At 49.7% G+C, this 12,658-nt stretch carries 15 protein-coding genes; 9 read left to right on the top strand and 6 right to left on the bottom strand.

Annotation, left to right across the window (positions count from 1 at the left end; all coding sequences use genetic code 11):
• The first annotated feature begins 1 nt into the window (after position 1).
• The 5 genes from sapF (at position 2) to A7Z29_RS10415 (ending at position 5,804) form a co-directional block, all read left to right on the top strand.
• Positions 2 to 808 carry a peptide ABC transporter ATP-binding protein SapF gene (gene sapF, locus A7Z29_RS10440; RefSeq protein WP_000573415.1) on the top strand — a complete coding sequence of 269 codons (807 nt, stop codon included), beginning with the start codon at positions 2 to 4 and terminating at the stop codon, positions 806 to 808.
• A 70-nt stretch (positions 809 to 878) separates the two neighbouring features.
• Positions 879 to 1,241 carry a DUF559 domain-containing protein gene (locus A7Z29_RS10435; RefSeq protein WP_000357908.1) on the top strand — a complete coding sequence of 121 codons (363 nt, stop codon included), beginning with the start codon at positions 879 to 881 and terminating at the stop codon, positions 1,239 to 1,241.
• Between the two features lie 489 nt (positions 1,242 to 1,730).
• Positions 1,731 to 2,519, top strand: coding sequence for an enoyl-ACP reductase FabI (gene fabI, locus A7Z29_RS10425; RefSeq protein WP_000506490.1), 789 nt, complete (start codon positions 1,731 to 1,733; stop codon positions 2,517 to 2,519).
• A 143-nt stretch (positions 2,520 to 2,662) separates the two neighbouring features.
• Positions 2,663 to 3,802 carry a CMD domain-containing protein gene (locus A7Z29_RS10420; RefSeq protein ID WP_105290180.1) on the top strand — a complete coding sequence of 380 codons (1,140 nt, stop codon included), beginning with the start codon at positions 2,663 to 2,665 and terminating at the stop codon, positions 3,800 to 3,802.
• A 67-nt stretch (positions 3,803 to 3,869) separates the two neighbouring features.
• Positions 3,870 to 5,804: an exoribonuclease II gene (locus A7Z29_RS10415; RefSeq protein ID WP_000485025.1), complete on the top strand. Its 1,935-nt coding sequence runs from the start codon at positions 3,870 to 3,872 to the stop codon at positions 5,802 to 5,804.
• 65 nt (positions 5,805 to 5,869) lie between these two features.
• Here A7Z29_RS10415 and A7Z29_RS10410 read toward each other — a convergent pair whose 3' ends face one another.
• Positions 5,870 to 5,992, bottom strand: a complete 123-nt coding sequence (locus A7Z29_RS10410; RefSeq protein WP_000221851.1) for a hypothetical protein — start codon at positions 5,990 to 5,992, stop codon at positions 5,870 to 5,872.
• Positions 5,993 to 6,045: 53 nt separating this feature from the next.
• Here A7Z29_RS10410 and pdeR point away from each other — a divergent pair, with 53 nt between their 5' ends.
• Positions 6,046 to 8,031: a cyclic di-GMP phosphodiesterase gene (pdeR, locus tag A7Z29_RS10405; RefSeq protein WP_000859925.1), complete on the top strand. Its 1,986-nt coding sequence runs from the start codon at positions 6,046 to 6,048 to the stop codon at positions 8,029 to 8,031.
• On the opposite strand, the gene A7Z29_RS24040 is transcribed toward pdeR, so the two are convergent.
• Positions 8,013 to 8,141 carry a hypothetical protein gene (locus tag A7Z29_RS24040; protein WP_225762567.1) on the bottom strand — a complete coding sequence of 43 codons (129 nt, stop codon included), beginning with the start codon at positions 8,139 to 8,141 and terminating at the stop codon, positions 8,013 to 8,015. The genes pdeR and A7Z29_RS24040 overlap by 19 nt on opposite strands.
• Positions 8,142 to 8,177: 36 nt before the next feature.
• Between A7Z29_RS24040 and A7Z29_RS10400 the strand changes: the two genes are divergently transcribed.
• The 3 genes from A7Z29_RS10400 to osmB all read left to right on the top strand — a co-directional run bounded on the left by A7Z29_RS10400 (position 8,178) and on the right by osmB (position 9,676).
• Positions 8,178 to 8,351 carry a YciZ family protein gene (locus A7Z29_RS10400; protein ID WP_001288366.1) on the top strand — a complete coding sequence of 58 codons (174 nt, stop codon included), beginning with the start codon at positions 8,178 to 8,180 and terminating at the stop codon, positions 8,349 to 8,351.
• An 88-nt stretch (positions 8,352 to 8,439) separates the two neighbouring features.
• Positions 8,440 to 9,189 carry a DNA-binding transcriptional regulator YciT gene (gene yciT, locus A7Z29_RS10395; RefSeq protein ID WP_001088636.1) on the top strand — a complete coding sequence of 250 codons (750 nt, stop codon included), beginning with the start codon at positions 8,440 to 8,442 and terminating at the stop codon, positions 9,187 to 9,189.
• A 268-nt stretch (positions 9,190 to 9,457) separates the two neighbouring features.
• Positions 9,458 to 9,676: an osmotically-inducible lipoprotein OsmB gene (gene osmB / locus A7Z29_RS10390; protein ID WP_000498252.1), complete on the top strand. Its 219-nt coding sequence runs from the start codon at positions 9,458 to 9,460 to the stop codon at positions 9,674 to 9,676.
• A 126-nt stretch (positions 9,677 to 9,802) separates the two neighbouring features.
• On the opposite strand, the gene yciH is transcribed toward osmB, so the two are convergent.
• The 4 genes from yciH to lapA all read right to left on the bottom strand — a co-directional run bounded on the left by yciH (position 9,803) and on the right by lapA (position 12,545).
• Positions 9,803 to 10,129 (bottom strand): stress response translation initiation inhibitor YciH, encoded by a 327-nt coding sequence (gene yciH, locus A7Z29_RS10385; RefSeq protein WP_010344773.1) that lies wholly within the window; start codon positions 10,127 to 10,129, stop codon positions 9,803 to 9,805.
• On the bottom strand, positions 10,129 to 10,866 hold the full coding sequence (gene pyrF, locus A7Z29_RS10380; RefSeq protein ID WP_105290179.1) for an orotidine-5'-phosphate decarboxylase: 738 nt from the start codon (positions 10,864 to 10,866) through the stop codon (positions 10,129 to 10,131). The genes yciH and pyrF overlap by 1 nt, the downstream gene beginning before the upstream one ends.
• A 194-nt stretch (positions 10,867 to 11,060) precedes the next feature.
• Positions 11,061 to 12,230 carry a lipopolysaccharide assembly protein LapB gene (gene lapB, locus A7Z29_RS10375; RefSeq protein WP_105280527.1) on the bottom strand — a complete coding sequence of 390 codons (1,170 nt, stop codon included), beginning with the start codon at positions 12,228 to 12,230 and terminating at the stop codon, positions 11,061 to 11,063.
• A 6-nt stretch (positions 12,231 to 12,236) separates the two neighbouring features.
• Positions 12,237 to 12,545, bottom strand: coding sequence for a lipopolysaccharide assembly protein LapA (lapA, locus tag A7Z29_RS10370; RefSeq protein WP_000876289.1), 309 nt, complete (start codon positions 12,543 to 12,545; stop codon positions 12,237 to 12,239).
• Between the last annotated feature and the right edge of the window lie 113 nt (positions 12,546 to 12,658).

Raw genomic sequence — 12,658 nt, 5'->3', positions numbered from 1 at the left:
GATGATCGAAACGCTGCTCGAAGTGCGTAATTTAAGCAAAACGTTCCGCTACCGAACTGGCTGGTTTCGTCGTCAGACCGTAGAAGCCGTAAAACCCTTGAGCTTTACGCTACGTGAACGCCAGACGCTGGCGATTATTGGTGAAAACGGCTCCGGTAAATCGACGCTGGCGAAAATGCTGGCGGGAATGATTGAGCCAACCAGCGGCGAGTTATTGATTGACGATCATCCGCTGCATTTTGGCGATTACTCCTTCCGCAGCCAGCGGATTCGCATGATTTTTCAGGATCCATCGACCTCGTTGAATCCGCGTCAGCGTATCTCGCAGATCCTTGATTTTCCTCTGCGTTTGAACACCGATCTGGAACCTGAACAGCGCCGCAAACAGATTATTGAAACAATGCGTATGGTCGGGCTGCTACCGGATCACGTCAGTTACTATCCGCATATGCTGGCACCAGGGCAAAAACAACGTCTGGGTCTGGCGCGCGCGCTGATATTGCGTCCAAAAGTTATTATCGCGGATGAAGCTCTCGCCTCGCTGGATATGTCGATGCGTTCGCAGTTGATTAATCTGATGCTGGAGTTACAAGAGAAACAGGGCATTTCTTATATTTATGTTACCCAACATATCGGGATGATGAAGCATATCAGCGACCAGGTTCTGGTCATGCATCAGGGTGAAGTGGTCGAGCGCGGTAGTACGGCTGACGTGCTGGCATCGCCGCTACATGAACTCACCAAACGGCTCATTTCCGGGCACTTTGGCGAAGCGTTGACGGCGGATGCGTGGCGCAAAGATCGTTGATTTTCTGAACCCGCCTTCCAGATAATTCACCTCATTCTGACAAGGGATTAAATCTTGTCAGAATGAGTGGATGGATAAAATAAAATCAAATGCGCGTTATTTAAGACGCAATCTCACCCCGCAGGAACGAAAGCTCTGGCGATATCTTCGCAGCCGACGTTTTGGTGATTTCAAATTTCGCCGTCAACATCCGGTGGGGAGCTACATTCTCGATTTTGCCTGCTGCTCGGCGCGTGTAGTAGTTGAGCTGGATGGTGGGCAGCATGATTCGACAGTTGCCTATGATACCAGGCGCACACGCTGGCTTGAGTCGCAGGGCTGGACCGTGCTGCGTTTCTGGAATAACGAGATTGATTGTAATGAGGAGGCGGTGCTGGAGATTATTCTGCAGGAACTGAGTCGCCTGTCACCCTCACCCCAGCCCTCTCCCTGAAAGGGCGAGGGAGCCGACTGAGTCGGGTAGTTGCTGTGGTGAAAACATGGAGTCGGATGGTGAAGAATATTCGGCAAGGACTGAATCGCCGGTCACCCTCTCCCCAGCCCTCTCCCTGAAAGGGCGAGGAAGCCGACCGAGCCGGGTGGCTGTTGTGGTGAAAATATAGAGGCGGATGATAAAGAATATTCGGCCAGGACTGAACTGCCGGTCACCCTCTCCCTGAAAGGACTAGGGGGCTGTATGTGCCTGTTTGTTGCTGGGGTGACAATATTTGCACAATACGATCCCCTCGCCCCTCTGGGGAGAGGGTTAGGGTGAGGGGAAAAGCCCCACCCTGCCCGCGCCCTGCTCCGGTCGGACCTGGCAACTATAGCCACCCACAGCCAGGTTGATTATAATAACCGTTTATCTGTTCGTACTGTTTATTTAAACGACGAATCGCCTGATTTTCAGGCACAACAAGCATCAACAATAAGGATTAAAGCTATGGGTTTTCTTTCCGGTAAGCGCATTCTGGTAACCGGTGTTGCCAGCAAACTGTCCATCGCCTACGGTATCGCTCAGGCGATGCACCGCGAAGGAGCTGAACTGGCATTCACCTACCAGAACGACAAACTGAAAGGCCGCGTAGAAGAATTTGCCGCTCAATTAGGTTCTGACATCGTTCTGCAGTGCGATGTTGCCGAAGATGCCAGCATCGACACCATGTTCGCTGAACTGGGTAAAGTCTGGCCGAAATTTGACGGCTTCGTACACTCTATTGGTTTTGCACCTGGCGATCAGCTGGATGGTGACTATGTTAACGCCGTTACCCGTGAAGGCTTCAAAATTGCCCACGACATCAGCTCTTACAGCTTCGTTGCAATGGCAAAAGCTTGCCGTTCCATGCTGAATCCGGGTTCTGCCCTGCTGACCCTCTCCTACCTGGGCGCCGAACGCGCTATCCCGAACTACAACGTTATGGGTCTGGCAAAAGCGTCTCTGGAAGCGAACGTACGCTATATGGCTAACGCGATGGGTCCGGAAGGTGTGCGTGTTAACGCCATCTCTGCGGGTCCGATCCGTACTCTGGCGGCTTCCGGCATCAAAGACTTCCGTAAAATGCTGGCTCACTGCGAAGCGGTTACACCGATTCGTCGTACCGTTACCATTGAAGATGTAGGTAACTCTGCAGCGTTCCTGTGCTCCGACCTCTCCGCTGGTATCTCCGGTGAAGTCGTTCACGTTGATGGCGGTTTCAGCATCGCTGCCATGAACGAACTGGAACTGAAATAATCGTTCTGTTGGTAAAGATGGGCGGCGTTCTGCCGCCCGATTTCTCTGTTATACCTTTCTGATATTTGTTATCGCCGATCCGTCTTTCTCCCCTCCCAGCCTTGCGTCAGGATAACGATTTCCTTTACGACCAAGGAGTACCCATGGAACAACGCCACATTACCGGTAAAAGCCACTGGTATCATGAAACGCAATCCAGTACTTCGGAGTATGACGTTTTGCCACTGGTTCCGGGAGCCGCAAAGGTAACCGATCCTTTTCTGCTCGACGTGATCCTTGATGAAGAAACACTTGATCCCTTTCATTCGTGGCTGATCCCGGCGCGTGCTCTTGCTGTAGAGTTCTTCCCCGACCAGCTTGCAGTGACACGCTTACAAACATTCACCGCCTATGAACGCCTGACGACCGCCCTGACGGTTGCCCAGGTCTGCGGCGTCCAGCGGTTATGCAACTACTATTCCGCGCGTCTGACACCGCTTCCCGGGCCAGACTCCTCCAGGGAAAGCAATCATCGGCTGGCGCAAATCACGCAATATGCCCGTCAACTGGCTGGTTCTCCATCTATTATCGACGGTCAGTCCCGCCAGCATCTTAACGATGTCGGGCTTACCGCCTGGGACTGTGTAATTATCAATCAAATCATCGGCTTTGTTGGTTTTCAGGCGCGAGCGATCGCCACATTTCAGGCTTATCTTGAGCATCCGATACGCTGGCTACCCGGTCTGGAAGTGCAAAGCTACGCAGACGGTTCACTTTTTGCTGAAGCATCAACTGGCTGGCGTGCCTGCTACGAAGTGGATAAATATCCGCAAGAGCAAGAGATGAATGCTCTCCGACAGCTACCATCCGAACTCCGCCAACTGATAGCAATATTGAATCTGCACCCTGCCTCACTTTCACTCTTTGTGACGTTGCTATCCAGTTCCTTGGTAACAACAAAATCCAGCCATCAACTTGCTGCCTTACTCAGTGCACGAATTAACGGGAGCGTTGCCTGTTTCACCTCTTTAATTCATTCAAATGTTGAATATAAAGAAGCAATATGCATTCTGCTTCAGGGCGAAAACGAAATAAACCAATGGGCTGACCGTCATTCTGTTGAGCGCGCTACCGTTCAGGCGATACAATGGCTGACACGAGCACCCGATCGCTTTAGCACCGCCCAGTTTAGCCCATTACTCGAACATGAAATATCATCAGCTCAGGTTATCAATCTGCTGGTATGGAGCGGGTTTTGTGGTTGGATAAATCACTTAAAAATCGCGTTGGGTGAAACACATTAACCTTGCTGCGTCAGGCAGAATCGCGTAAAACTGTCAGCCGCTCTAATGGCCACCAAAATAGACAATTATGTTTCAGGACAACCCGCTGCTAGCGCAGCTTAAACAGCAACTGCATTCCCAGACGCCCCGCGCTGAAGGGGTGGTAAAAGCCACTGAAAAAGGCTTTGGCTTCCTGGAAGTCGACGCACAGAAAAGTTATTTCATTCCGCCGCCGCAGATGAAAAAAGTCATGCATGGCGACCGAATTATCGCGGTGATCCACAGTGAAAAAGAACGTGAATCCGCAGAGCCAGAAGAACTGGTTGAACCGTTTCTGACTCGTTTTGTGGGGAAAGTTCAGGGCAAAAATGACCGTCTGGCCATCGTTCCTGATCATCCACTCTTAAAAGACGCCATTCCTTGTCGCGCGGCTCGTGGCCTGACCCATGAGTTTAAAGAAGGCGACTGGGCGGTTGCCGAAATGCGCCGCCATCCGTTGAAAGGCGATCGCTCATTCTATGCGGAACTGACACAATACATCACTTTTGGTGACGACCATTTCGTGCCGTGGTGGGTAACCCTGGCACGCCATAATCTGGAAAAAGAAGCGCCAGACGGTGTCGCTACCGAAATGCTCGATGAAGGTCTGGTACGTGAAGACCTGACTGCACTGGACTTTGTCACCATTGACAGCGCCAGCACGGAAGATATGGATGATGCCCTCTTCGCCAGGGCGCTGCCGGATGACAAACTACAGTTGATTGTGGCGATTGCCGACCCAACCGCGTGGATCGCAGAAGGCAGCAAGCTGGACAAAGCCGCGAAAATTCGTGCGTTCACCAACTATCTGCCAGGCTTCAATATCCCAATGCTGCCACGGGAACTTTCCGACGATCTCTGCTCCCTGCGTGCCAATGAAGTGCGTCCGGTGCTGGCATGTCGGATGACGCTATCCGCTGACGGCACCATTGAAGACGACATCGAATTTTTTGCTGCCACCATCGAATCCAAAGCGAAACTGGTTTATGACCAGGTTTCCGATTGGCTGGAAAACACCGGTGACTGGCAGCCAGAAAGTGATGCGATTGCGGAACAAATCCGCCTGTTAGCGCAAATTTGCCAGCGTCGCGGCGAATGGCGTAATAACCATGCGTTGGTGTTTAAAGATCGCCCGGATTACCGTTTTATTCTGGGTGAAAAAGGTGAAGTGTTGGATATCGTCGCTGAACCGCGTCGTATTGCCAACCGTATCGTCGAAGAAGCGATGATCGCCGCCAACATATGTGCGGCTCGCGTGCTGCGCGATAAGCTCGGTTTCGGTATCTATAACGTGCATATGGGCTTTGATCCGGCAAATGCCGACGCGCTGGCAGCATTACTGAAAACGCACGGCCTGCATGTTGACGCCGAAGAAGTGCTCACACTGGACGGCTTCTGCAAACTGCGCCGTGAGCTGGATGCGCAACCGACTGGTTTCCTTGACAGCCGCATTCGCCGTTTTCAGTCTTTTGCAGAAATCAGCACCGAACCTGGCCCTCACTTTGGTCTCGGTCTGGAAGCGTATGCCACCTGGACTTCACCGATTCGTAAGTATGGCGACATGATCAACCATCGTCTGCTGAAAGCGATCATCAAAGGCGAAACAGCGACGCGTCCACAGGATGAGATCACCGTCCAAATGGCAGAGCGTCGCCGCCTCAACCGAATGGCAGAACGTGATGTCGGCGACTGGTTATACGCACGTTTCCTGAAAGATAAAGCCGGAACCGATACCCGTTTTGCGGCGGAAATCGTCGATATCAGCCGTGGCGGTATGCGTGTGCGGCTGGTCGATAACGGCGCAATCGCCTTTATCCCTGCACCATTCTTACACGCCGTGCGCGATGAACTGGTTTGCAGTCAGGAAAACGGCACCGTACAAATTAAAGGTGAAACGGTTTACAAGGTAACCGACGTTATCGACGTCACCATCGCAGAAGTACGCATGGAAACCCGTAGTATTATTGCGCGCCCGGTCGCGTAATCCCCTTTCACGGCCCGTTCATTACGGATGGGCCGTTTGCTTTTCCCCCTCCCTTCGCCTTCGTTTTATCTCAGCAGATTTTTTTTAATGACTTCCGTTTGAAAACTGGCGTTTTCCCAAAACTGGATTACAAATAAATATATAAATAAAACAATACGTTTAGCCGACATTAATTTCATGTAAGTCATGTTGAACCTTTCATTTAATGGTGAGCTTCGCCGTTAACCGTAGGGTATGCATCATGAAAACCGTTAGGGAGTCCACAACGTTGTACAACTTTCTCGGCTCGCACAACCCATACTGGCGGTTGTCGGAAAACAGTGATGTTTTGCGCTTTTCCACCACTGAAACAACAGAACCTGAACGTACTCTGCAGTTATCTGCCGAACAGGCTGCTCGTATCCGGGAAATGACGGTCATCACCTCCAGCCTGATGATGAGCCTGACAGTCGATGAGAGCGACCTTTCTGTCCATCTGGTGGGACGAAAAATCAATAAGCGCGAATGGGGTGGCAACGCGTCGGCATGGCATGACACACCAGCGGTTGCTCGTGATTTATCACACGGACTTTCCTTTGCTGAACAGGTGGTTTCTGAAGCACATTCCGCAATAGTGATTCTGGATAGCCGAGGGAATATCCAGCGTTTTAATCGGTTATGCGAAGAATACACAGGGCTGAAAGAACACGATGTCATTGGGCAAAGTGTGTTTAAATTATTTATGAGTCGCCGTGAAGCCGCGATCTCCCGGCGTAACAACAGCAGTTTTTTTCGTAGTGGCAACGCCTATGAAGTCGAGCGTTGGGTACAGACGCGCAAAGGTCAGCGACTGTTTCTGTTTCGCAACAAATTTGTCCACAGCGGTAGCGGCAAAAATGAGATCTATTTAATTTGTTCCGGCACCGATATCACCGAAGAACGTCACGCCCAGGAACGATTGCGAATCCTGGCTAACACTGACAGCATCACCGGGCTACCGAATCGTAACGCAATGCAGGAATTAATCGACTACGCCATTAATGAGGCCGACGAGGGTAAAGTCGGAGTGGTTTATCTCGATTTAGACAATTTTAAAAAAGTGAACGATGCCTACGGGCATTTGTTTGGCGACCAGCTGTTACGCGAGGTTTCACTGGCTATTTTAAGCTGTCTTGAGCAGGATCAGGTGTTAGCACGTCTTGGCGGCGATGAATTTCTGGTACTCGCACCAAACACCTCGCAAAGTGCCCTGGAAGCAATGGCATCGCGGATTTTGACCCGCCTGCGCCAACCCTTTCGCATCGGTTTAATCGAAGTTTATACCGGCTGTTCAATTGGTATTTCACTTTCACCGCAACATGGATCAGACAGCGCGGCGATTATTCGCCATGCCGATACGGCAATGTACAGTGCCAAAGAAGGCGGACGAGGACAATTTTGCGTCTTTTCGCCGGAAATGAATCAACGGGTATTCGAATATCTGTGGTTGGATACCAACCTGCGTAAAGCTCTGGAAAACGATCAGTTAGTTATTCACTATCAGCCGAAAATCACCTGGCGGGGTGAAGTACGCAGTCTGGAAGCCCTGGTACGCTGGCAGTCTCCCGAACGTGGCTTAATTCCCCCCCTGGACTTTATTTCCTATGCCGAAGAGTCCGGTCTGATTGTGCCTCTAGGCCGTTGGGTTATTCTCGACGTCGTGCGCCAGGTAGCAAAATGGCGAGATAAAGGCATTAATCTTCGGGTTGCGGTGAATGTCTCAGCACGCCAACTTGCCGATCAAACCATTTTCACTGACCTGAAACAGGTACTCCAGGAACTTAAATTTGAGTATTGCCCTATTGATGTCGAGCTGACTGAAAGCTGTCTGATTGAAAACGATCAGTTGGCGCTTTCCGTTATTCAGCAATTCAGTCAATTAGGCGCACAGGTTCATCTGGATGATTTCGGCACGGGTTACTCTTCTCTTTCCCAACTGGCACGATTCCCCATCGATGCTATAAAACTCGACCAGGTTTTTGTCCGTGATATTCACAAACAGCCAGTCTCGCAGTCACTGGTACGTGCGATCGTCGCCGTGGCTCAGGCGCTCAATCTTCAGGTGATTGCCGAAGGTGTAGAGAGTGCAAAAGAAGATGCCTTTTTGACCAAAAATGGCATCAATGAGAGACAAGGATTTTTGTTTGCTAAACCGATGCCTGCCGTGGCTTTTGAACGCTGGTATAAACGTTATCTGAAGCGCGCATAAAGAGACGAATATATAAATGTAACAGTATATAATTCCATTACATATCGTATTAATGAATGATAATTAGCCTTTGCCGTTAAACACTTCTCTTTTAGCGGCAATTTTTGCATTATTCATTTTCACTTTTTTGCCTTGAGGATACCCTGATGTCTGAATTTGATGCCCAACGCGTTGCCGAACGTATTGATATTGTGTTAGATATCCTTGTGGCGGGCGATTACCACTCTGCGATCCATAATCTCGAGATACTTAAAGCAGAACTGTTGCGCCAGGTTGCTGCATCTACGCCAGACATCCCGAAGGCACCGTGGGAGATTTAACAATCGTGCTTTCAGGTTTCCCTATTTAAGGATGCCCGGCGCGTCAGCATTTTTTATTTAGTATTATAACGTTATAAGAATTACAGCGATGAATTCCCGACAACAAACTATTCTACAGATGGTCATTGAGCAGGGTCAGGTTAGTGTAACCGATCTGGCAAAAGCCACTGGAGTTTCCGAAGTTACCATTCGCCAGGATCTCAACACCCTCGAAAAACTTAGCTATCTACGCCGTGCACATGGCTTTGCTGTTTCGCTTGATAGTGATGACGTCGAAACCCGTATGATGAGTAATTATACGCTGAAGCGTGAACTCGCCGAGTTTGCCGCCTCACTGGTTCAACCGGGTGAAACCATCTTTATCGAGAATGGTAGCAGTAATGCCCTTCTGGCTCGCACATTAGGTGAGCAGAAGAAAAATGTCACCATCATTACGGTCAGCAGCTATATAGCGCATTTACTGAAAGACGCGCCTTGTGAAGTCATTTTACTTGGCGGCGTGTACCAGAAAAAAAGCGAAAGTATGGTTGGCCCACTGACACGTCAGTGCATCCAACAGGTGCATTTCAGTAAGGCATTTATTGGTATCGATGGCTGGCAACCTGAAACTGGATTTACAGGTCGCGACATGATGCGTACCGATGTGGTCAATGCCGTGTTGGAAAAAGAATGCGAAGTCATAGTCCTGACTGACAGTTCTAAGTTTGGTGCCATACACTCTTACTCCATCGGTCCTGTGGAGAGAATCAAGCGTGTTATAACCGATTCGAAGATTCGCGCCAGCGATACGATGCATTTAGAACACAGTAAATTAATCGTTCACGTCGTTGACATGTAATCATTTTCCTTCCCTACGGATGATTTACCCTGACGCAAATCATCCGCTCTAAGATGATTCCTGGTTGATAATTAAGACTATTTACCTGTTATTAACATCCTAAAGTTATAAACTTATTATCAGCGATATAACAGGAAGTCACTATCACCTGCGTGATATAACCCTGCGCGCGAGAGGATTTCACGGAATTATTTTAACGGATGTATTCTGAACTATTATAGTTATAGAGAGCTTACTTCCGTGAATCATAAATTCAGGAGAGAGTATTATGTTTGTAACGAGCAAAAAAATGACCGCTGCTGTTCTGGCAATTACACTGGCAATGTCTCTAAGCGCCTGTTCTAATTGGTCTAAACGAGATCGCAACACCGCAATCGGTGCGGGTGCAGGGGCTTTAGGTGGTGCAGTACTGACTGATGGCAGCACGCTGGGTACATTAGGCGGGGCAGCAGTTGGTGGTATTATCGGTCACCAGGTCGGTAAATAATCGTAAATAAATGTCGATAAGCGACTCGCAATTATAATACGCTTGACTATGTTCATTACGAAATAACTGAATAGTACACACAGTAAAATAAACGAAAGCCACGGAATATTTCCGTGGCTTTTTTTGTTACCCGCCCGCGAGTTTTACTTTCATTCCTTTCGCTTCAAGGAGTGATTTTAATAAATCACGCTTATCTCCCTGGATTTCGATAATTCCGTCTTTTACTGCTCCGCCGCAGCCGCATTTTTTCTTCAGTTCAGCCGCCAGTTTTGCCAGCTCGGTATCATCGAGATCGACTCCGGTGATCAGGCAAACGCCCTTTCCTTTACGTCCACTGGTTTGACGTTGAATGCGCACCACGCCGTCGCCTTTAGGGCGTACAGGGGCCGCTTTTGGCTCATCAATACGTCCGGTTTCCGTTGAGTAAACCAGACGGCTGTTGGAATCACTCATCATGCACTCCGTTGTAATGAGGCGTTGATCGCTTTCAGCGTTTGCGCTGGATCTGCCGATTGCGTTACCGGGCGACCAATCACCATATAATCAACTCCAGCCGCCAACGCCTGTTCTGGCGTCATAATGCGGCGCTGGTCACCAGCGTCACTCCCCTGCGGACGAATGCCCGGCGTAACCAGTTTGAACTCCTGACCGAATACCTGTTTAAAACGCACAGCTTCCTGAGCAGAACACACCACACCATCAAGGCCACATTTTTGCGTCAATGCCGCCAGACGTTCTGCATAATCCGCTGGTGACAGTGTCACTCCAAGATCGGCCAGGTCGCTGACTTCCATGCTGGTCAATACAGTCACAGCAATTAATAGCGGTGCATCTTTACCAAACGGAACCAGCGCCTCACGTGCTGCGGTCATCATACGTGCCCCACCTGAGGCATGAACGTTCACCATCCACACGCCTAAGTCAGCCGCTGCTGCCACAGCGTGCGCTACGGTGTTGGGAATGTCGTGAAATTTCAGATCGAGGAAAATATCAAAACCGCGATGTTGCAATTCATGCACAAACTGCGGCCCAAACAGCGTAAACATCTCTTTGCCGACTTTCAGACGACAATCACGTGGGTCGATCTTGTCGACAAATGCCAGCGCGGCGTCACGATTATGGTAATCAAGGGCAACAACGACAGGAGAATTCGTAACAGCGTGGGAAGAAGATGAAGCAGTTAACGTCATGACCAGACCTTCTTGATGATGGGCACCGGAAGTGGCGCGAAACAGGTAAACGGCGAGCATTCTACCCGTGGAAATAAAAAATTAACAGTTGCGATTTCTCCCCTGTCAGGCTTTTCTACGCTGGAGTTGCCGAAGCAAAATGTGAGAGTAGTAACAATAAGGATGTTGTAACTAAAGTTGGATTTTTTTAGAAGTTACAGTCCATCAAGGCCGCGAATGGGTTTAATGGTTGACCAGGCCCGACATGACGGACAATGCCAGTAGAGCGTATATGCGGTAAAACCACACTTCTGGCAACGATAACGCGGCTTACTACGCACCTTCTCACCAACCATGTCACGCAGCACCATCAGGCTCTCTTTAGCGCGCCCTTCTTCTGCTTCATTCAGGTGGTAATCCATTAACTTGTGGAACACGCGCATGGTCGGGTGACGTTGTAGTTGGCGCGTAATATAGACCTGAGCGGCATCACTGCCCTCGCGCGCTTCGATGATGTCTGCAAGCATCAACTCAGCATCGGCACCGGTGTTCTCTTCCACCGCGCGCTGCAGGAACTCTGCCCACTCGGAAGTTTTACCCAGTTGCTGATAGCAGGTTTGCAGCATTTCCAGCGTTTCGCTGACCAGTTCTCTGTCCTGGGAAATGACGCGTTGCAGGCTTTCGACCGCTTTGGCGTATTCTCCTTTCGCCATAAACACACGTCCCATCATGATGGATACGCGGGCGCTGTTTTTATCTGCCGCCGCCCCTTTTCTCAACAAGGTCATAGCGCGATCAAGATCGTCGCTGGCCATATGCTGGAGCGCCAGTTCACAGTAGAAATGGGCAATCTCGACGCGTTGCTTATCTTTGCCCAGCTTCACCAGGCGTTCTGCAACATCAATTGCTTTCTGCCATTCACTGGTAGACTGATAGATTTGTAACAGCTGTTGCAATGCGCCAACACGGAAGTCAGTTTCATCGGTCAGTTGATTAAACATATCTTCCGCGCGATCGTATAAACCCGCCGCCATGTAATCACGCCCCAGTTGTTGAATTGCCAGCAAGCGTTGCTCATAAGTCAACGAGGCACTTTCCATTAAGGTTTGATGAATACGAATCGCGCGATCGACTTCGCCACGCGAACGGAACAGATTTCCGAGCGTAAGATGGGCTTCAACGGTGCCGGTGTCCTCTTTGAGCATATCGAGGAACAGATCAACCGCTTTATCCTGTTGATTACTAAGCAGGAAGTTAACCCCTGCTACGTAATCGCGTGACAGGCGGTTGGCTTCATCTTGCTTGTTTTGTTGCGCACTTCTGCGGCCCATATACCAGCCATAGGCAGCGGCTACAGGCAAGAGCAGAAACAACAACTCCAGCATAGAAAGTTATTCCTTCGCCACTGACGAATCAGGCGCTACCGTCACGCCAGTCGCAGGTGAAAGCTGGTTTTCCAGTCGCTTTATTTTACGTTCAGCGCGCGCCAGAGAAACACGAACTCGCAGCCAGAACAGGCCACAAATCAACCAACCGATAGCAAAGCCCGCAGCAAACAATACCGCCAGCAAAGTAGAGATACGATACTCCCCTTGCGCTAACAGATAATTAAATGTTACCTGTTGATCATTCTGCGCACCTAATGTGACGGAAATCACAAAAATCGCTAACACCAGTAAGAAAATGAGTAAATATTTCACATTACTTCCCGTTATGTGGTTAGAGCGAATAAATTATGGTCAACTTACCGCAATAGCCCTTTAAATTACCATTTTCACGACGTCTGCGAAATGGTAGCCACAATCATTGTTGA

The sequence above is a fragment of the Escherichia sp. MOD1-EC6842 genome (assembly GCF_002965705.1).
Classification (GTDB): domain Bacteria; phylum Pseudomonadota; class Gammaproteobacteria; order Enterobacterales; family Enterobacteriaceae; genus Escherichia; species Escherichia ruysiae.
This window is presented reverse-complemented; position numbering and strand designations above follow the sequence as displayed.